At 50.4% G+C, this 20,349-nt stretch carries 20 protein-coding genes and 1 pseudogene; 4 read left to right on the forward strand and 17 right to left on the reverse strand.

Annotated features, from left to right (window positions below):
* Window positions 1-109 precede the first annotated feature (109 nt).
* The 3 genes from AAC01S_RS15100 to AAC01S_RS15110 all read right to left on the reverse strand — a co-directional run bounded on the left by AAC01S_RS15100 (window position 110) and on the right by AAC01S_RS15110 (window position 3,345).
* Window positions 110-1,027 (reverse strand): acetamidase/formamidase family protein, encoded by a 918-nt coding sequence (locus AAC01S_RS15100; RefSeq protein WP_067624291.1) that lies wholly within the window; start codon window positions 1,025-1,027, stop codon window positions 110-112.
* Window positions 1,028-1,062: 35 nt separating this feature from the next.
* On the reverse strand, window positions 1,063-2,421 hold the full coding sequence (locus tag AAC01S_RS15105; RefSeq protein WP_067624236.1) for an APC family permease: 1,359 nt from the start codon (window positions 2,419-2,421) through the stop codon (window positions 1,063-1,065).
* Between the two features lie 390 nt (window positions 2,422-2,811).
* Window positions 2,812-3,345: a hypothetical protein gene (locus AAC01S_RS15110; protein WP_067624242.1), complete on the reverse strand. Its 534-nt coding sequence runs from the start codon at window positions 3,343-3,345 to the stop codon at window positions 2,812-2,814.
* 1,303 nt (window positions 3,346-4,648) lie between these two features.
* On the opposite strand from AAC01S_RS15110, the gene AAC01S_RS19370 reads away from it, so the two are divergent.
* Together AAC01S_RS19370 and AAC01S_RS15125 are read left to right on the forward strand one after the other, a co-directional pair.
* Window positions 4,649-5,827, forward strand: a complete 1,179-nt coding sequence (locus tag AAC01S_RS19370; protein ID WP_067624247.1) for a hypothetical protein — start codon at window positions 4,649-4,651, stop codon at window positions 5,825-5,827.
* 6 nt (window positions 5,828-5,833) lie between these two features.
* Window positions 5,834-6,439 carry a class D sortase gene (locus AAC01S_RS15125; protein ID WP_067624250.1) on the forward strand — a complete coding sequence of 202 codons (606 nt, stop codon included), beginning with the start codon at window positions 5,834-5,836 and terminating at the stop codon, window positions 6,437-6,439.
* Here the strand turns inward: AAC01S_RS15125 and tatC are convergent.
* The 14 genes and pseudogenes from tatC to AAC01S_RS15195 form a co-directional block, all read right to left on the reverse strand.
* The gene (tatC, locus tag AAC01S_RS15130; RefSeq protein WP_067624255.1) at window positions 6,432-7,175 is read right to left on the reverse strand and encodes a twin-arginine translocase subunit TatC; all 744 of its coding nucleotides are present in this window, start codon (window positions 7,173-7,175) and stop codon (window positions 6,432-6,434) included. The genes AAC01S_RS15125 and tatC overlap by 8 nt on opposite strands.
* Window positions 7,175-7,429 carry a twin-arginine translocase TatA/TatE family subunit gene (gene tatA, locus AAC01S_RS15135; protein WP_067624258.1) on the reverse strand — a complete coding sequence of 85 codons (255 nt, stop codon included), beginning with the start codon at window positions 7,427-7,429 and terminating at the stop codon, window positions 7,175-7,177. The genes tatC and tatA overlap by 1 nt, the downstream gene beginning before the upstream one ends.
* 12 nt (window positions 7,430-7,441) lie before the next feature.
* Window positions 7,442-8,569, reverse strand: coding sequence for a molybdopterin-dependent oxidoreductase (locus AAC01S_RS15140; RefSeq protein WP_067624261.1), 1,128 nt, complete (start codon window positions 8,567-8,569; stop codon window positions 7,442-7,444).
* 106 nt (window positions 8,570-8,675) lie between these two features.
* Window positions 8,676-9,728 (reverse strand): sensor histidine kinase, encoded by a 1,053-nt coding sequence (locus AAC01S_RS15145; RefSeq protein ID WP_067624264.1) that lies wholly within the window; start codon window positions 9,726-9,728, stop codon window positions 8,676-8,678.
* The gene (locus AAC01S_RS15150) at window positions 9,725-10,435 is read right to left on the reverse strand and encodes a response regulator transcription factor (protein WP_067624294.1); all 711 of its coding nucleotides are present in this window, start codon (window positions 10,433-10,435) and stop codon (window positions 9,725-9,727) included. The genes AAC01S_RS15145 and AAC01S_RS15150 overlap by 4 nt, the downstream gene beginning before the upstream one ends.
* Window positions 10,436-10,772: 337 nt before the next feature.
* Window positions 10,773-11,375, reverse strand: coding sequence for a TetR/AcrR family transcriptional regulator (locus AAC01S_RS15155; protein WP_067624270.1), 603 nt, complete (start codon window positions 11,373-11,375; stop codon window positions 10,773-10,775).
* Window positions 11,376-11,481: 106 nt separating this feature from the next.
* A complete protein-coding gene (locus AAC01S_RS15160) occupies window positions 11,482-12,423 on the reverse strand; it encodes an alpha/beta hydrolase (protein WP_067624272.1) in 942 nt (313 codons plus the stop codon).
* Between the two features lie 488 nt (window positions 12,424-12,911).
* Window positions 12,912-14,150 (reverse strand): HD-GYP domain-containing protein, encoded by a 1,239-nt coding sequence (locus tag AAC01S_RS15165; RefSeq protein WP_067624275.1) that lies wholly within the window; start codon window positions 14,148-14,150, stop codon window positions 12,912-12,914.
* Between the two features lie 320 nt (window positions 14,151-14,470).
* The gene (locus tag AAC01S_RS15170) at window positions 14,471-14,959 is read right to left on the reverse strand and encodes a DinB family protein (protein WP_067624279.1); all 489 of its coding nucleotides are present in this window, start codon (window positions 14,957-14,959) and stop codon (window positions 14,471-14,473) included.
* A gap of 75 nt (window positions 14,960-15,034) precedes the next feature.
* Entirely contained in the window at window positions 15,035-15,364 is a 330-nt protein-coding gene (locus AAC01S_RS15175) for an HIT domain-containing protein (protein WP_067624280.1), read from the reverse strand.
* A 69-nt stretch (window positions 15,365-15,433) separates the two neighbouring features.
* Window positions 15,434-16,315: pseudogene (locus AAC01S_RS15180) on the reverse strand (IS256 family transposase); the annotation flags it as partial.
* 81 nt (window positions 16,316-16,396) lie between these two features.
* Window positions 16,397-17,191 (reverse strand): class I SAM-dependent methyltransferase, encoded by a 795-nt coding sequence (locus tag AAC01S_RS15185; protein ID WP_067624282.1) that lies wholly within the window; start codon window positions 17,189-17,191, stop codon window positions 16,397-16,399.
* A gap of 213 nt (window positions 17,192-17,404) precedes the next feature.
* Window positions 17,405-18,331 (reverse strand): acetamidase/formamidase family protein, encoded by a 927-nt coding sequence (locus AAC01S_RS15190; protein WP_067624284.1) that lies wholly within the window; start codon window positions 18,329-18,331, stop codon window positions 17,405-17,407.
* A 284-nt stretch (window positions 18,332-18,615) separates the two neighbouring features.
* The gene (locus AAC01S_RS15195) at window positions 18,616-19,080 is read right to left on the reverse strand and encodes a DinB family protein (protein ID WP_281178142.1); all 465 of its coding nucleotides are present in this window, start codon (window positions 19,078-19,080) and stop codon (window positions 18,616-18,618) included.
* 105 nt (window positions 19,081-19,185) lie between these two features.
* Here AAC01S_RS15195 and AAC01S_RS20270 point away from each other — a divergent pair, with 105 nt between their 5' ends.
* Both AAC01S_RS20270 and AAC01S_RS15200 read left to right on the forward strand, forming a co-directional pair.
* Entirely contained in the window at window positions 19,186-19,536 is a 351-nt protein-coding gene (locus tag AAC01S_RS20270; protein ID WP_169794064.1) for a winged helix-turn-helix domain-containing protein, read from the forward strand.
* 180 nt (window positions 19,537-19,716) lie between these two features.
* Window positions 19,717-20,142, forward strand: coding sequence for a hypothetical protein (locus tag AAC01S_RS15200; RefSeq protein WP_067624289.1), 426 nt, complete (start codon window positions 19,717-19,719; stop codon window positions 20,140-20,142).
* The last annotated feature ends 207 nt before the right edge of the window (window positions 20,143-20,349 follow it).

The following is a 20,349-nucleotide window of genomic DNA, read 5'->3' on the forward strand; positions in this document are numbered from 1 at the left end:
TATTGATCTATTATTCGATCCGCACCCGAGACCACTTCCTCCGAAAAACCAAGGTGCTCGAACGGAACGCATATCGTTCTCCATCGATCACGCAACGCAACCTCTGAGTTCACACCTGGATTGCGGAAAAGGAAAATCCCTGCTTCTCCGCAATCCAGCGCGGGAGTTCGAATCTGGCGGTCTTCAACGGATCGACCACCTGGCACACGCGCAGATCGCCCGCGGCGCTGAGGAGAAATGTCGCTTCAGCCTTGTCCATTCCGCATTCCTGCTCGAGGAAATGAACCATGTTCTTCGCGGCCCGTGTCGCTGCGTCGTCCAGAAACTTTTCCGACGCGATGGTGATCACGTGATGGTCGTCGACAAGCATCGGCACGGGCCAGTTCTTTCCCTTCAACAGATGAAGCTGCACGCGAACGGCAGCCGCAATTTCGATTCCGCAAACCGCGACTTCCCCATCGCCCATGGCGGCGTGCACGTCGCCGAGCGAGAACAGAGCGCCTGGAACGTTGACGGGCAGAATCAGGCGCGCGCCCTCTGTGATCCGTTTGCAGTCCATGTTGCCGCCGTGATCGCCAGGTGTCCCACACGGAACACTCCCCTGCGCCGGGGCCGTCCCGATGACGCCAATCATCGGTTGAATCGGCAGTTCGAGCGCATCCGAGAAAATGGCCTTGCCGTCTCTCACCGGAATCATGCGAATGGAATTTCGTTCTAGCTCGTCGCCAAGAACGCCGAGATTCGGCCCGGTTGTCATCACGCCGCGATCGGCCAATTGGATCTCCTGAATGTGGACGACCAGGAGATCGCCTGGCTCAGCGCCCTCCACGTAAATCGGGCCCGTCGCAGGGTTGATGCGCTCCCAGTCGATTCCCCCAAAATCCTGATCAGCACTTTCAATTTGCCCCTCGAAACAGTCGCACGTATGGATTTCGACGATGTCTCCATCCTCCACGCGCAACGCCGGCTGATTGTCAGGCGACATTGCATAGACGATGTGTTGATTCGACAGTACGGTGGATGTCATCACATAATACCCTCCCGGCTGAAAGCGAAGTTCTCTTACTCGATTTCCAACGTGGTTGGCTTGGTCTTAAATCCCTTCGTCGAAACTGCGAGAACGATCATCCCCACGATAAACCATCCGATCCCAAAATAGAACGTCGTGTGCGTGAAATTGAGCCAGACGTACAACAGCACAGCGAACCCAATCAACGGCATGACGAGGTGGCTGAACCACTTCCCCGTGCGTTTCTTGAAGAAGAAGTAAATGGCGACGGTCAAATTGAGCGCCATAAATGCCGTGAGCGCACCAAAGTTCACCAGTGAGCTGAGTGTGTCAATGGACGAGAAAGAGCTGACCAGAATCGATACCGCAGCGACCAAGAGTGTGGAGACATACGGTGTTTTGTATTTACCGTGTACCTTCGACAGGATCGATGGAAGCATCTTGTCGCGTCCCATACTGAACAGCAGCCGCGAAATAGCCGCTTGTGCAGCCAACGCGTTCGCTATCCCCCACGCGATCACGGTGATGACTAGGCACAACAGCTTCAGCCAGGTGCCGCCGACTCGTTCCGCAATAAAGTAGAACGCGACGTTCGGATCGGGAAAGTGATTGAAATCCGGATACGCGACTGCGGCTAGATACGTCATGACCATGAATAATACCGCGACGACGACGAGCGCCCAAACCGTTGCGCGCCCTACCGTTTTGCGGCCGCCTTTTGTTTCTTCGGACAGCGTGCTAATTCCGTCGAAGCCAAGGAAACTCAGCACGGCGACGGAAGTTGCCGCACCCACCATGCTCAGACTGAAACCGTGCGAATTGTACACTGGCGCGAAGGTAAACGACGTTCCACCCTTATGGGCGGCGACGTATGCGAAAGCCATGATGCCAAAGAGAATGAAGGTGATGATCTCTACAGCCAAAATCACCCAGTTCGCTCGATTCGTCATCTGCACGCCCAAGATATTGATGAACGTGTTGATGGCGACGAACACGATGATCCAAACAAACGTTGGAACGCCGGGAACAAGCTCGCCTAACCATGACGCCGAGACCAAATACAGCAGAGAAGGAATTAAGATATAATCAAGCAAGATCATCCAACCGGCAATGAATCCAACATAAGGGTTCCAACCGCGCTGAACGTATGAATATGCCGATCCAGCGATGGGAAAGGCCTCGGACATTCGCGAGTAACTGAAAGCTGTAAACACCATTCCAACCAGTCCAATGAAGTACGCCAGTACGACCATCCCATTCGCTGTCTGCACAACCTGGCCGTAAATGCCCATAGGCGCGATGGGAACCATAAAGATCAGTCCGTAGACAAGCAAATCCCAGACGGAAAGGGATCGTTTCAACTCCTGTTTGTACCCGTACCTTTCTAAATCCGGCTGCGTTTGAATAGACACTTGGCTCCCCCTCCCAAAAAGAAAGATAGGCTCATAAATCTTATAAGTCTGTTTATTTGCAACATTATAGATGTTGGACAGAAACTTTGGCTATATCGTTATTAATGGAAAAAAATGAATTTTTGGATGACGAGGACTTGTTTGAGACACTTCTTGAGGTGAGTGCCGGATTCCACCAGGCAAACGGTGGTGAAACCCGGCGCAAGTTCGCCTGGACACGCTGGATTGAGACAGTGACTGGCACTCCAATATGTTCTCTACCGCGTAACCCTTGTCGTCATAGCTCGTAAGCGCATATATGGCGCGATCACGGCTGCCCCTGGAGATTTACGCGGCCAATTCGCTACACTAGATGAGCTTTCGTTTACCGACTAGGTCACAGACCTTAGATCATTTCATGTTATTAGCTATAAATTCCATTTGATTCAGATCTAATGAGTTTTTAGCAGGACTATTCTTTGTTTCGAGGGTGTATAGATCAATTTCATTTGACCATGATAAAGAATTCTCAGTTTTGGTACTTTGCCAGTATGCTGTATTTCCATTTTGGAGTTTAATTGTTTTATATTGAGTAAAAAAAGGAGTAACTGCTTCATTACCCCAGTTGGTAATTGTTTCAGTTAGTAACCGGTCAGACTTCTTGTTCATAAATTGAATGAACAACTCTGTCTCCGTATGATTCTTGGAGATCTTCCCTTCTACACCCGTAACCGTGAATGGCAGGGCGCCAGGCAACATAACTGGTGTGTTAAATTCGTTTATAGTCGAGTAAAATGCACGAGCCATTTTAAGCGGGACATTCGCAAGAAGTTTGTGCGATGAAGTAGGTGTGTCCGTTTTAGACATCATTCTTGAGACTTGGTAGCCAAGCGGAACAAGGATGACGATGGCACATAATACTGCAATGGTCGCACGTACTTTCATGTCAATACCTCTTTCATGGTAAAACTTCGAGGCGTACAATCATACCAAACAGCGGCCAATGTATTCCCTTCGGAATTCTTTATAGCACGTGAGATCGTAGGCGCAGTATCCTGATTTGGCTTGGGGTATGTGTATCATTCGACGCTTCCATCTTCCAAGGTCAATCTCTTCTTCCGTGAAGAAGTTGTCCGAGTGATTGTCTCCATCATCCAATGTGACGGCTGCCTAAGTTGGATACTCACTGAAGTCATTCGGACAAGGACGGGCACCTCTTGGCCACTGCTGAGGGATAAAATTTTCGTGTGCCAAACGATCTGCCCAAACGGTCGAAGGGACGGCTACTGACATGGCGATCGATGACAGCGACCATGGCAAAACGCTTCGAAAATTCGCTTGGACCTCATTCCTTCCCAATCTTCATTGAATTTATGATGCGATTCATTGTTGCCTCATATTGTTGCTTCTGAGTTTCAGGAAACACAATGGACATTTGTATAAATGAGGTTGGTTTGTAGTAATCTATGGTATCAGTTTCAGATTGTTTTCCGGCTATCCCCACGTTTACCTCGTGGAGCCATACCCAGCCGTCTCTGCTTCCATAGCTTGACGAGACAAGGTGATGATTCGCCCGGTCAGCTGGCAAAATTTTATGCACAACAAGGGTGTATAGCGACTTCTCGGAGTTGGCAATATGGATGTTCACATTGTGATTAACTAGGAAAACGACGTCGTTCGACGTAATCCCGCTTACTTCTGCATCCCCATTGGAAAAATCCTTTACTCCAGAGTCAGCGACCAAACAGAGGACTACAGGTCTAAATGACGGCCCAGATAACTCTATCGTGTGCCAACTAGCTGGGTAGGAAAAAGATATGTCGGAATTGGAAAAGGACGTCCAGCCTGCTGTTCTTTTGTAGGTATAACCCCCTAATAAGAAAGCTATTAGCAAAACAGTTAACATTAAGAGAGCGATAACATAACGTCTCTTGGAAAGAATCAGTTTGCTAATCGAAACCACAAAACTCACCATCCCATGCATACGCTATGCAACGCATGTTTCGGTGGCGGTGGCTTTATATTGGTTCCACACCAACTCCGTCGCCGCTTTAAGTATAGAATATTCTAACAATGTGATTCAGACCAGTGCCCCACCCCCATACCCCATCCACACGATAGTTTCCACACTCGCCTGAATTTCAGAATGGACAGCTTGGCCACCCCCATATCGGATCATCGAGGAACGATACCGTATTTACAAACAACAATTCTCCGGGGGGATTCATCGAGAGGGGAGCACGACAACATGAGAGGGAAAGTTGCGAAAGGAGTCGCGTCCGTTATCATCGCGATGGGGGTAAGCGTGATCACGCCATCGTTGGTCCTGGCCAATACTGCAAAATCGCAGCATAATCATGGGAACATACAATCCGAATGCCAAGCCGGCACGAGCGTGAACAGTCACGGCAAGGCCAGTGGTCACAATAACGGCAGCGACCAGAACAAACAAAGCGGTTGGGGCGCAACGATTGGCAAGTTCCATGGCCCCATCTCTGTTCACCAGCACTTGAACGCAACGGCGCCAAGCCCAAACCGTGTCAGCAGCAACTGTCACACTGTCAGTCACAGTCCGACGAGCACGTTCAGTCCAAGTCATGGCACTAACGTCGGCGCAAGTCTGAAAACATCGTACAATACGTCTCGCAGTTCCAGTCCAATACCTAACTCCATCCCAACGCAAAACAACTGTAGCTCACCCAATCAAAACAACACGCATGTCACCGGTAACACGCATACCACCAGCAACACCCATACCACCAGCAACACCCATACCACCAGCAACACCCATACCACCAGCAACACCCATACCACCAGCAACACCCGTGTCACCAGCGCCGGGACGAATCAGTTACTCGTTGCCATTCAAAACCTCGGGGTTACCAAGCCGGCGTACCTGTACGCCTATTGCAAGAGCATTCAAGTGACTCAAATGGATGTCAAGAGCATTGAAGCGCATGTTCAACAAATTCATTCGATTTGTCAGTCCACGGGCTCGAACTCGTCGCTGTCTCAAACCCAACGGAAGAAAGTTTGGTCTTTGTACGAGGAGATACTCGCAAAGCTCAAACTGCACGCAACTGTCACGACTGAAACCGGCCAAACGTTGAATATCGTCACGACCACGACGAGCCAACCTGCTACGCTTCATCTCCAAGATTCAATGGATCACGAGTTGGCCGCCATTCCAATGCAACATCCGACGACATCGACGACGTTCGATCACACTGCGCAAGCGATTCAACGCGTGACAGTCACTGCGAACCATTCGACCACAAGTACGGCCGCCGATACGAAAATTACGGGAGAACTGCCGGTCACAGCGACCAATGATCCCCTTCTGATTGCCATTGGAATCCTTCTTGTGCTGCTTGGCGGCATGGGTATGGGGACAATTTGGTGGATGTCTCGCCGGACGGGTCGGTGAGAGACGATGCTGCACAGATACTTGCGTCGAGCGTTGTTGCTGATCTCGTCGGTCTGCGTCGTGTGTGGAATCGGAATCGGGGCAGTTTACGGGTGGTCTTATGCCAAGCAGACTGTGTTGTTGAGCCGTGAGCACCTGCCGGCGTATCATCCAGTCCAGACAGCATCCTTGAAGCAGGTGAGCACGCCTGCAACACCGTCAAAAACGTCTCCTGCGACGACGCCGAAGCCGTCCGCATCTGCTGCGGCAAAGAAGACGACGACGCCGAAGAAACTCTGGACCCCAGTGCCAAAGAACGGGGAGAAGATTGGCACCCTGTCGATCCCGAGTATTGGATTGACAGTCCCCGTCGTGGAAGGGACGACCGATTACGATCTCTCCTTGGGCGCCGGACACGACCCGCGATCGCCGTTTCCCGGCCAAGGAGGCAACGTCTTCATCGCGGGCCATCGCGACACGGTCTTCAGCCCGATACGGAATCTGAAAAAGGGAGATGAACTCCGTCTGCAAACACCGTACGGGACGTTCGTTTACCGCGCAATCAAATTCCAAATTGTGCCGAAGGACGACATCGCTGTGATGGCGCCAACGCCGTACGAGACGCTCAAGTGATCGACGGGTCGCCCGTGACGACCCGTTCGCTTGAGCCACGCCTCAACTTTCGCCTGTACACCAAGGTGCACAGGGATACGCTGATTTCATAAATCAGGAGCAGTGGAACAAGCACACTTAGGTGCGACACCAATTCCGGCGGGCTGATCAGGGTGGCAAACACGACGCATACGAGATAGGCGTACTTTCGCACGCTTGCCATCCATTTTGGCGTGATCAAGTCCAGCTCGACAAGAACCATGAGAAGAATCGGTAACTCAAAGATCACGGCAAAAGGTAAAACAATACCTACGAGAAAGCCAAAATATTCATTGGCCGTAATCAGCGGATTCAACCCGTAGCCGACGGCCAGATGGATCAGAAATCGATAGATGTTGGGGAATATCACAAAGTAGCCAAAGCACGCACCGCCAGCGAAGACAGCAGGTAACACAAACATCAGCTTGGTGCCAACGGATCGCGCTCGCGGTGTCAAGGCCGGAGATATAAAAATCCAGCACTGCCAAAGCGCGATCGGAAACGTCACAGCGACAGCCGCAGAGCCTGCCAACAGCAGATATACATGGACGACGTCGCCCGGCCCGAGAATTACCAATTTCACACCTGGCATAACAAGGCTGCGATACAAACGATGGGCAAAGAAAAACCCCGCAATGAGTGAAGCGGCGAAGACGCCGAACACAAAGATCACGCGCAGCCTCAGTTCAGCCATGTGCTCGGTCCAGCCTTCAGGCATTAGTCTCGCTTCCCTTTCGAAGACGCCTCTTGAGGTCCTTCGTGCTCAACTGCGTCTCCGGTGGATCGATCCCAATCCGACGCCGTACTCGCCCCCTCTTCGTCGTCCTTGATACCGCTCGTGGCTCGCCGGAACTCGCGAAGGCCCTTTCCAAACCCCTTGCCAATCTCGGGCAGCTTACGCGGTCCAAACACCAACAACAGCGCGACCAGAATCAAAATCAACCCAGACGGCCCGATGTTTCCTAACACCATACTTCACGCTCCTTAGATATACGCTTCGGCGGGATATCCGTAATGCTCCCAATATCCCGTGATCGGCGTGTCACTGAATTCAACCCGGTTCAACCACTTGATGGACTTATAGCCGTACATCTTTGGCACAATGAGGCGCAGCGGAGCGCCTTGGGCCTGCTCCAAAGGTTGACCATCCATTTCATAAGCCAGCAGGACAGAAGGATCTAGGGCTTCCGACAATTTGAGGGATTCCGTGTAGACCCCGTCGAAAGAATAGAAATTGACGTACTTGACGCTGCTCGAAGGTTTCACCAACCTAACCAGTTGTGACAAATGCACCCCCCGCCAATGGACATTCGGTACGCTCCAACCCGTGACGCAGTGAAAATCCTTCACCTCGCTGTAGGGCGGCAGGGATCGCAGCTTCGACCACGACAGCGTCATCGGCGAAGCGACATGGCCGTCCACACGAAGGTGATAGGCGTCCAGCGCCATGGATGGGTAACCTTCCACCACCGTATAATAGGCTCCAAAGCGTTGTACGCCCGGTGACGGCGATGGAACATGAGTGGCATCCGCGCGCGTTCCAGTAGGGCGTATGGCGCGAACAATGGCAACGGGATCGATCACCGCGATCGCCAGCGTTCCAAGTGCCCCCAAGCCGGCCCAACGCAGGAACAGCCGGCGCTCCGGATTGACCCTCCCCGCAATTCCGTCAGCATACGGGCGAATGCCGAGCGCTTTATAAAACGCGTGTATGAGAATCCATGCGCCGAACCCGATGGTCAATAACCCGTGCCAGGTAAACGCATGGCTGGTAACCGTGGCTGGAAATACGGTGCCGCCCCACAAGAAAATTCCCGTGAAGACCAGTGGGACGCCAAACAGAAGCGGCAAGGTCCAGTCGAATTTCCAGATCCGCCTGCCCTTTGGCAAGATCCGCAAAAATGGCGTGATCAGGGTAATGGCGAAGATGAGTCCAAGCAAAATGTGAATGTTGTAGATGATTCGAAGATATGGGATGAGTGGAGCATGGAGCGCCGGGAGATACAGAGCAATTCCACTTACCGTAAGGAGAATGAAAGACGCGATCGTGTAGTGGTGAAGACCCACCAACCACTTGGGCCATTTCCCGTGTTTGAACCACTGAATTTTCATGAGATCACCCACTCCCATCGAAGCAGCAACTTGCCTGTATTCTATGGGTGGGATCTTTCAAACCTCGAACAAATTTCTTTCATAAATCTTACAAGCGTTCGCACGTTTATCCCCTGTACACGGGCAACGTAAACCAAAACTCGCTTCCCTGCGATTTGCCCGAAGGGATACGCACCCCGATGGTCCCGCCGTGCAACTCGACAAGCGAACGAGCGATTGCCAAGCCCAGCCCGGAGCCGCCCGATCCTCGATTGCGGGATTTGTCGACGCGATAGAATCGTTCAAATACCCGCTTCACGTCTTCACCAGACACCCCTTCCGCCTCGTCCCGAATCATCACTTCGACGAAATCAGCCCTCGAAGACATCCTTACTTCAATTTCCAGAAGGCCATTCTCGGGCGAATGGCGAACCGCGTTGTCTACCAAATTGTTGAGCACCCTCGAAATTTTTTCAGGCATCAGATGAAGCACAGGGATGTCGTCACTGACGGACACGTGTACGCGCAGCATTTTTTCATGGATGCGGACGGAATAACTGTCGAGGACTTCGATGATCATTTGATCGAGATGGCTTGGCACAGGGTGGAACGCCTCCTGGCCCGCCTCCAGCTTGGAAAGCTCAAACAAGTCGTCAATCAGGGAGTTTAACCGCCGCGCTTCCCGGTGGATTGTCCTCAAGTAAGCCTGGGATGTTTCATAATCATCGATCACGCCGTCCTGAAGCGCCTCGACGAACGACTGAATGGACGCGATGGGCGTCCTCAGGTCGTGAGACACATTGGCGATCAATTCCCTTCGCGTTTTCTCCATGATTTCAAGCTGATGTAAATTCGACTGCATTCTCTCTTTCATTTCCTGGACAGATCTGGTCAACTGGCGAACTTCGTAAGGTCCCGACTGGTGAATGGGTCCATCTTCCAACTGCCCCTCCCCGACCTGTTCCGCGAAGCCAATCAGCCGCTTCACAGAGTTGCTGATAGGAATGGTCATCACCCAATAGGCCACGGACGACAGAACGCCCGCAGAGACGGTGATGATGGTCAACAGGTGTTCTTGGCTAAGATTCAGCAGCATCATTCGGTGACTTGCGACCACCGCCGCAATCAATAAGGCGATGCTAGCCGCGTTGATGACGAGCAATTGTGTTCGAAGTCTCATCTGCCCAGCTCCCCATTCGGCTCGAATCGATATCCAATACCCCAAACTGTGCGAATAAAGGTTGGCTGAGACGGATTTTTCTCGATTTTTTCGCGGAGCCTGCGAATGAGCACGGTTACGGCGCTGGTGTTCACATCCTTGTCATATCCCCAGACCAAATCCAACAATTGCCCCTTTGAAAACACCTGACCTGGCCGCCGCGCCATCACACAGAGCACTTCAAATTCCTTGGCTGTTAATTCCACCGGATGCCCCGCAACCATCACACGCCGCATCGACAAATCCACAGCCACGCGGCCAAAGTCCAACACGCCCTGCTCGTGACTGTCCGCGGATTTGAATACACTCACTCGCCGAAGGATATTGTGAATTCGAAGAATCAGCTCGCGCGGCGAAAATGGCTTGGTGAGGTAATCGTCGGCGCCAAGCGTCAATCCCATCAGCCTGTCCCGTTCGTCTCCACGCGCCGTGAGAATGATAATCGGCGTATCGGCCTGCTGCCGAATATCCTGACAGATTTGATAGCCGTCCTTCCCCGGCAACATGACGTCGACAACGACGAGATCCGTCTCGTGAGCCTGAAACATCTCACTTCCCTCGCGTCCATCGGCCGCCATGAGGACTTCGTAGCCCTCGCGTTCCATATAGCGTCGGCACACGTCGCGGATGTTTTCATCATCCTCTATCACCAGAATGCGCTTCTTCAGATGGCACGCCCCCAGTTTCATGACATTCGCCTTGCAACCAACTCATCCCGCCGAGCTTTGCAATCAACGCCGGATCGCGCCGCTCCCATTCTGTTCTTCGCTTTCCCTTATTATATTCGATAGTGGAAGTCCACCCGGGCCCCCATTGCCATGCCACCTTAGTCAACCGTCCACCAACAGACGACATACAGCCACAGATATACAAGCAGCCACTCTAGCGAGTGGCTGTCTGAATCAGGATTTGTCAAAGTCCCGGGCGAATAGCTCGAGTATTCCCGCCGCACGTATCATGTTGAATCCCGACAAACGCTCAGGCGGATCAGCGGCTGAGAGACGCTTATTTGCCCGCTCCGCGCTCCCCGTCGCCCGATTTCCCCATCAGTCGTTCCAATACGTACTCCGTCACCATCGAAAACTGCTCTGCATCGCGATACGCTCGGGTTGCAATCATGCCTCCGTGCACTGCCGCCAACACGGACGCCGCCTCGACCTCCGACGATCCCCCGCAGGAACGAAGGATTCCGGATGCCTTGGCCTCCTCCAACACGCGCTGAATCCAGGCTCGCATTTCCTCAAAATGAGCTTGAATCTCACTCCGGGATTCTTCCGGAAGAATAGACTCTTCTGATGCCAGCATCGCGCACAGGCACATGTCCGTTGGTTCACACGCCAGCTTGTCTTTCCAATACCGGAAATACCGATCCAGCTTCTCGCGAGGGCTTTTCGCGTTCGCCTCGAACGATCGCAGGCTATCTGCCGCTGCCCGGCGATAGTCCTGCAGGACCGAATGAACCAAATTATCTTTGCTCGGGAAATAGTAGTGAATACTCGCCTTTTGTATGCCAATCACGTCGGCGATATCCGCGTAACTGAACGCGCGATATCCCTTTTGCAGCATTAAGGCATGGGCGACCTTTTTAATCTCATCCGCACGATTCATTTTAAGACCCCGTGTCGAACTGTACGCTCAGAGTGGGATGTTGTCAATCGCTCTTCCCAACGCGCCTCTCCAACCGCCCGCGCAGGTACAATCGACGCCTTCCCACTCAGGATTGTAACCACGCGATCGCCAGCATCATCGCCCCTTTTGCGGCTTCTGTTTCGGCCAAGGCGTTCAGCATGACAAAGTCGTGGATGATTCCTTGAAAACGCGCCGCGGTAACCGGAACGCCCGCTTCACGCAGTTTATTCGCATAGGCCTCTCCCTCATCGCGAAGTACATCCGCTTCCCCCGTGATCACAAGCGCCTTGGGCAGCCCAGCCAACTCTTCTGTCGAAGCCCGAAGCGGTGAAGCCGTGATTTGAGCGCGTTGCTCTGGATCGGTCGTGTACTGATCCCAAAACCACTGCATTGCGTCGCGGCGCAAGAAATACCCTGTCGCAAATTCCCGATACGATTCTGTGTCAAACGACGCGTCAGTCACGGGATAGAACAACAATTGTTTGTCGATGCGGGGCCCCTTCCTCTGTTTCGCCAGTATCGTGATTGCCGCCGTCATGTTCCCGCCAACGCTGTCACCAGCCACGGTCAGCCGACTCACATCAAAACCATTCGTTTCGCCATGTCTGTCAATCCACTCGAGAACCGCATAGATCTCTTCAAGCGCAACTGGGTACTTGTTCTCTGGAGACAAACTGTAGTTCGGAAACACCACCGCCGCATTCGCGCCGACAGCCAACGCCCGCACAAGCCGATCATGCGTATACGCGTTCCCAAACACCCACCCAGCTCCATGGATATAGAGGATGACAGGCAGTGTTCCAACTGAGCCTTTCGGCCTCACAATCCTGACGGATACGCTGCCAGCCGGCCCTCCTTCGATCACGATTTCCTCCGAATCCACCGGCAACTTAGCGACCTCTCCAGCCTGCACCGCGTCCACAGCCTCCCGGCCCTTTTCCGGACCGAGATCGAACAGATAAGGCGGGTTCGCTGTGTCCTGTGCGAATTGCTGAGCGGCTCGTTCCAGTACGATACGTTTTGTCATATGACTCTCTCCTTTTGAATACAGAATTACCTACCAGTAGGTAGATGCAGACCGGACTCATCCCTTCATTCGACGATCTGCGCCCGGATCCACGTTTGATTAATCAACCACAACCGCAGTTTACCTATCAGTAGATAGATAGTCAAGGACTGTTTTTGCGATTGGAGTGTCGTCGAGTATCAAACAAGCCCACCAGATAAAAGCAGACTCTCCCCCCTCATGCGCTACCGCATCCATAGCCCGTAGTGACTTAAGATTTCGTCGTGTGTAGGTACTTCGTGCGGCTGGGACAGCCTCGAATGCAATTTATATATCTCAGGTCGAGGGTTTGCCTCCAGCTTCTTCAGATTCTTCCTCGCTACGAAAACCCTTCTACTTCGCTAACGATAAGACTGTACCCACTCCCCGCACTGGACTTCCGTCCTATTGATTCTGCCCATGGGGAGTGTGCAACGACAAGCGCCCACCGAATTTCCGGCGGGCGCTCTCTAAAAGTCCTTAAAGCTTGTAGCTTTACGACGGCCACCAACCACTGATGATGCACCACCAACACATGGTTCTTCCCCCCTTTCGTCTTTGTGAGCGCTTTGTCCACTGTCTAAATACGATAGAAATTGAGGGAATACCTTCTCAAACTCATCGACGAGTTGAGGATCAAATTGCTTCCCCCGCTCCCTCATTATCACATCAAGAGCTTGTTCGGGAGACATCGCCGGACGGTACGCTCTCGACGAGGTCATTGCGTCGAATGCGTCGACAATGGCTGTGATTCGAGCCATGAAGGGAATATCCATACCTTTCAATTTGTCGGGATATCCTTCTCCATCCCACCGCTCGTGATGATAACGGACCACATCGATACAGGCTTCCAAACCCTCGATTTGACGAATCGCGTCCGCACCGATGACCGGATGCATCTTGATGATTTCGTACTCGTCTGCCGTAAGTTTGCCAGGCTTCGTTAGAACACTGTCCGGGACCCCCATTTTGCCTATGTCATGCAACAGGCACGCATGATACAAGAGACGTAATTCATCTTGCGTGAACTGATTACAGGATTTCGCCAAAAACGTGGCATAACGGGCGACGCGTTCGCTGTGTCCTCGCGTATATGGATCTTTCAGTTCCAAAATTGACACGACACTTGTAACTAGTTCGTTCAGTTGTTGTTCGTGAATCTGCTCGATCGTCGTCGCATAACTTTTGAACCGGTTCAATAGAATGAAGGCCACAATCGCAAACATGACGATCAACACGATTGCAATGAGGGCCTGAGGAGCGTGTAGCAGTCCCCCTATGAACGCATATTCGATGATCGTGCCCAACGAGACAACGACTAAATATGCATTATCGAGGAACATGGGGGCAAAGAGGATAAACAATATCTCAACAGCATTTCCCGCGGAGTAGTTCCTACCTTGCCCCCAATAAAGGACGGCGTCGTTAACAATATTCGTCACAGTAAACACAACATAATAGATGTATCGAACCTGCCTGGGGGAATTTCGGCGAATAAAGAAAAATGCTATCGGAAGTAAAATCAGGGCAATCACAAGCGCATTTGTGGCGCTCCATGCAGCAGTGGTCGAACTTCCATGGGTAAAAGGGTGAATGGTACAGGCAAAGATCAAGTTCACGATTGCACCAAAATAAAATATCGCCAAAAACAGTTTGGTCGTTCGTGTCTCTTGCTGTATCAGTAAGCCTACGTTTCGGAATCTTGTCATTGACGTCCTCGATCCGTAAATTTGCGTACGTATCATAATCATACAAGAGACGATAGATGACGACAATGATTGATCGTTTCCTGCAAGTACACGTCGTGGCTACAGAGGCTGACCAAAAGCGCCGAGTCTATAAGATCGCAATAAGCCGCAGCCATGCTGTCACAGATAGACAAACGTCCGGATGGTTAACACCTTACCGGGCGTCCTGGAATTTGGTGATGGAATGAAAGCGACAGCTTCACCTGTGGTATGGCATGAAAATTCATCACATTGGCTGATGTAGCCCAACCAATTGAAGAACAGCATCAGCGAATCGAGGTCTATATTTGGAGGTCCGTGTCCGGAGGTTCATAACCAAGATGCCGAGCCATGGAAACGATTTGTCCTTTATGATGAAACTCATGTGTCTCTGTATGCGTTAAGAGCCATAACGGCGTCGTGCTCCACTCTTTCTGCCACTTTACCTCGTTCGTGATAGGTTCTAACAAACGGGAACTGAATGTATCCAAGAACCGATCCACAGCATCATTCGCTAATTCAAATCTGTCCCGTACCTGTTGAACATCCGCACGCTCTATTTCGCTATCTGTCGCAAACGAAAAATCCGCTCGTTTCTGCCCAGCAGCAAATGACCCGAGCCAATATCGATAACAATCAGCTACATGAATGTGAGTCTTTATGATGCTGCCAGTCCCGAAACCTGGCACATTAGCGTGTAGATCTTGCACTGGGATTTGTTCCAAAAACTCAAACAAAACTTCTCTCGTTGACCGAATAAGAGTGTATTGTTGCTTGAACACATCGAACATGTATCCTCATTCCTCTCGATACGACGCACATGTACACCACAATAATTCAAAACCCCAAACTGTAGTTCAACAAGTTCATCGTAGGGGTTCGCCAAAGGCAACATGCCAGTGTAGATGTTTTGAATCCTGATACTTTCCAAGATTGGTTAGAACCCTGCAAGCTCCGTGTTCATTCGTTACTTGCATCGCAACCGTTTTAACGACACTCAACAACTCAAGAAGGATGTCGGTGTCTTCATCTCCCAAAGTAATTAGCGATGGTATATGGCTCTTTGGAATTACGACTATATGTACTGGATAAAAAGGACGTGTATGGTGATATGCCAGTACGTTTTGGGTTTCATAAACTTTTTCAACAGACGTTTTTCCGCTCAATACTGCATCGCAATAAAAATCTTCGGTCATGGTGCACCTCCCGGTAGTGTCCCGTCAAGAGGTAGAATTTCATCGAGCGCCTCGACTACGTGACACACGTCATTTATGCAGAACCGAAGTCGGTGCCAGCAACGCTTGGTTGCCTGTGACTTTGGCCATCGACTCCAGGCTGAAGTAGCGGCGTCCAATACTCCATTCCTCGTCCTGCTCTTGCAGAATGGTTCCCACAGGCCGGATTACAGAGTCCCGATTTGGGAAGATCCCAACGACGTCCATGCGTCGGCGGATTTCTCGGTTTAACCGCTTCAGTGGATTCGTTGAACAGATTTGCCGCCAGTGCTCCCTCGGGAATGCTATGTACGCCAATACGTCTTCTTCCGCTCGCTGCAGCACATCCATCGCCTTCGGAAAACGGCTCTTCAATTGCTTTACCACGAGAGCAAGCTGTTCTTTCGCAGCTTCCTGTGTTGGCTGGGCAAAAATCGTGCGAACAATCGAGGACACCATGGCTTGCGACGACTTCGGCACCTGGCTCAATACGTTGCGCATGACATGTACCTTGCAACGCTGCCACGTTGCTCCGACCAGCGTCGTTTCAATCGCCGCCCGCAATCCTTCATGAGCATCGCTGATCGCCAATTTCACCCCCTTTAATCCTCTTGCCACCAGGCTCCGTAGGAAGGTCAGCCAGAAGGAACCGTCCTCGCTGGTGCCAAGGTCAAAGCCCAACACCTGACGTTCGCCGGTGGCTTTCACACCAATCGTAATGACGAATGCCATACTCTGAACCTGACCACCTTCACGGACCTTGGGAAAGGTGGCATCCAGCCAAACATACGGGAACTCGCCTTCCAGCGAACGATTCTTAAACGCCTGGACAGCCTCATCGAGCTCCTTGCAAATTCGAGACACTTCACTCTTGCTCATTCCGCCAATACCCAGCGACTCCACAAGTTCGTCCACTTTACGGGTGTGAACGCCGGGTTAAAATTGCCCCAGATCGCCGACTTAATTTTGACCCAATTGCGTGCTCAACATGAGCCTCCATTAATCGCAATATCCTTATCGGCGTGACAACATGAGTAGTTGGGTCATATATCGTTTTCTGATGCTCCCGTTGTACTTGGAGTTGATGAGTTCGGAGACACACTTTATCAGACCTTGCCTTGATTCTAGCGGTAGAGATCGGTGGTCTGAATAGGTCAGCAGAAGTTCACCGTACGACACTGCAGAGTACGCCTGTTCCCATTCATATCGGTAAACTTTCGCTTGTTGGAACTTCTCAGATTGATCAAATTCTTCAGTGTCATGGCCGATTTCGTCTGCAGATGGGAGACTAAATGTTTTGGATGGACCATACCATGTTCTGTAACAAGTTTGAACATCAGTGAAGAATTCTTTATCTCCTCCAGCTATATGATGTGTGCTAATGACAGCCAAGACTCCCCCAGAGTGCAATGCGTCTGCTGATTTGACGACACGAATGCTAGGGTCAAGCCAATGAAATGCGGTGGCAGATACAACTACGTCAAACGGGGAATCTGGCAGATTCCAATCTTCAAATGCTGCCAGCTGTACTTCAACTGCAGGATACTGTCGGAGATTACGCTGAGCTATCTCAACTGTAGTTGCCCCAAGGTCTATCGCAACAATCTCACAGCCTCGTTCGGCGAGCGGTACGGTTAGCTGACCTGTCCCACAGCCAATTTCCAAGACACGACAGCCCTGACCTATCCCAGCGTTTCTACGAAGGTCATCAAATAATTCATCAGGATATGTAGGTCTCGCTCGGTGATACAGTTCTGCATCCTCACGGAAAGTAGTACGTAATTGTTCTCTTTGGTCGTCATCACTCACAGATACTCACCCCTTCACTGCCGACGTTCTTTTTGTCGAATTATGCTGCTCCATTAATGACATAAGCGACTAGTAGAACTAGGCTTATAAACGTACAAAGACGTAAGCTTGCCGTTCTGCAGTTCATCCAAAAAATGTAACAAAGGAACGCATGTTATCAGCATAAGCCACCTGTTAGAGTGCGGATTTATTTCGACTGGTTCTTGAATATTCCTACTTTTTAATTGCACCATATGGTAAAAATGCATGAACGCCTTTTGTGCCATTTACGATTTGCGTAATCCTGAGATCGACCACGAGACTTGCCAGTGTAAGTGATTCTTTTCGATTAAATCCATACAATTCTTGAATCAAATCTAACATGCCATCCAAGGCTATCATTGACGCTTCATCCAAATCCTCATGAAATCCTAACGTAAGCCAACCTTCAGTTGTCTTAGCCCTTGGCATTAATAGCTTCATATCTGTTCTTAAGTTAAATGTTAAATCTACTAATTCCATAGGGCACTCCAAAGCGGGAACTCCAACTTCTCCATCCCCTTGAACCGCATGCCCGTCTCCCACAGAAAACAGCCCTCCCGGTACAGCAACGGGTAAATACAGCGTGCTACCTACGACCAGCTCCTTACAATCAATATTTCCGCCGCAGAACCGTGGAGGAAAAGTTGAATGCATGCCTTCTTCATTAGGGGGCATTCCGATATTACCCATAAATGGACGCAGTGCGACTTGATGGCCAAATTGGCTTATTCCAACCATAGAAATTGGGTCCAAGGTCCAGTTCAAGTGAAATTCTTCACCCGTAGCTATACCCAGCCTTTCATTAACCGGGTGTGGGAACCCTCCAGCAGAAGACCATCCCCACGTGCCGGGAATGATGTTATTGATTTTTATTTCAAGAACCATTCCTGGCTCGGCTCCACGAATTTCTATTGGACCACAAAGAGCATGCCCAGGTTCCCGTGGTTCGAGCTTCTTTCTCTGCCGTCCGTCTTCAGTAAAGGGTTCCAACCCCCAGGTCGCGTCTAACGTCTTGTACCGGACTGTATCACCGCTATTAATAGATAAAATAGGATCTCTGTCCTTGGAATAGGGACCATGAACAGTTTTGCTGCTCGGAGTGATGTAATGGATGGTCATAACTTCCCTCCATATCTAGTTATCACTGATCAAAATCTAAATATTGAAAACAATCTATGCATATAAAAATTATACCATTAGAATGATTGGATCATTACTGACATTGCTCTCTCTGTAATTAAAAACTTCCAGTTCTATTCAGGTTTACGGAAGAGATGCTATTGTGCACTACTGCTCCGAGAGCGCCACATCGGCGCTGTGAACGCAGCGCATATTCATTCAACGTGTATAGCTCTGTCCCTAGTATTGTTCCTTCCACATTACTCGGTCCCCCGATAATTGCTTCACCTCAGGAAGCGATGAGCACGACGTTTGATCGAGCTGATCTGGAATGCATGCCCAGCTTCATGCTCTACCAAGTGGAAAACGGCCCACTCAGGCGTCACTTTATATTCGACGTCCTCTGGGTTACGTGAACGGCGCCAATCATCTAGCGTAATTTTGTGAAACGCGTTAAGGAAGAGCGAACGACTTCGAGCAAGTCGTCCAAGATGTTCCTCAAGTGAGACATTGGCGACACGTGTAATCTCATTTTGGGAGTCAACCATATCAAATTTGAAATCGTCTTTGACCTCAGGCGGGAATGTCTCCTCAAGAATGTCTAAGTAGAGCCACGACATCTCGGCCAGCGCAATGTGATAAAGCAATGTGCCGATGGGATTGTCCAGCCCGTCGGGCCCTTCCCAATCCAAAGTTGATTGGTCAAGTCCCTCGACTAGTTCCAAAGTTCTGCTTCGGGTTGCCTGCATCGCCCACAAATACCGGCCAATCTCACTAGGATATCCTTGCAAATGCGAATTACGTGACTCGGGTCTGGTCTTGGGGGAAATTCACTTGGAAGGATGAGGCTTCAGATGCTCCTAAGTGCGGAAAAAATCTACTTATCACCTAGTATTTACGTTGATTGTGACCGGCAAGATTTAGTAAAAGACAAGCTACGATTGTCACTTTCAAGGGTCCAGTACCGACTTCTGTACCGGCTTCTTGTTGAACTAGGTCATCCAGTCCCTAACAAGGTCCTCATCAACTTCGTTTGGGGCGAAGAATTATGTTCGTTAAACGGGCTTTATATCTGTGTGCACAGAATTAGGAAGATGATTGAGGCCGATGTTCGCCACCCCAAACACCTAATTCCGGTTAAGGGACTTGGTTACATGCTGTGCTCCACGTACCCTGGACGTTCATTTTCGTCAGCTAGTGGTTAAGGGCATAATTCATTAATCTGGATCATCTTATAAGTACGGCATTTTATCCTTCAACGAGGATTATTTCAAAATCCTGCTAAGAAACTGAGGTCTAGATGAAACGTCTAGACCTCAGCACCAGTGTGGATTATAATAGGTAAACAGCCATTAAAACCCTAAAATGTTTGATGGGATGATACTATGAAGCGAAAGCTATTGTTGGGGGTTGGAATTGCTGGTACAGCCATTGTTATTACCTGTATAACACTTATTGCGGTTCGTATACTATCGATTCCAAAACCGCACCCAATAACAAATAACGTTATTATGGTTGGGACATCGTTCAATGATGAAATGGGTGAAATGGAAGGTTCGGGAGCACGGTTCCCAGCTGGTGAGAATCTATATGTGTTTCCACAGTTCCCAGATATGAAGGGAACACATAATGATAAACTTATCGTCATAGATGATTCGAGAAAGGAAACGGTGCTCCGCCGGACGTGGCAACAGTTCCCAGGCCAGGATGGTATGCTTGTACAATTCACAAGCTTCAATCCTGGAAAATATACTATTAAAGTGTACATAGATGATAAAACAAAAGCTTCAAAAGTGATACACCTATATTAATCCTTGAGTAGTGCAAAACAATCGAACCGACCATAAACTCTGCTTAAAGGCTGTCAACGCCGGATTTCATTTGACCCATTTCGCCGGGTTAATTTTGACCCACCCAGCGGCGCTGAATCAGGACGTCGTCACGGTTTCTCGTGGGGCGCCATAAACACCGACTCTCACCTTTTCCCGTAATCTGTAGCTCTGCCCACGGATGTTGAC

It is taken from the genome of Alicyclobacillus acidiphilus NBRC 100859 (assembly GCF_001544355.1).
GTDB lineage: Bacteria > Bacillota > Bacilli > Alicyclobacillales > Alicyclobacillaceae > Alicyclobacillus > Alicyclobacillus acidiphilus.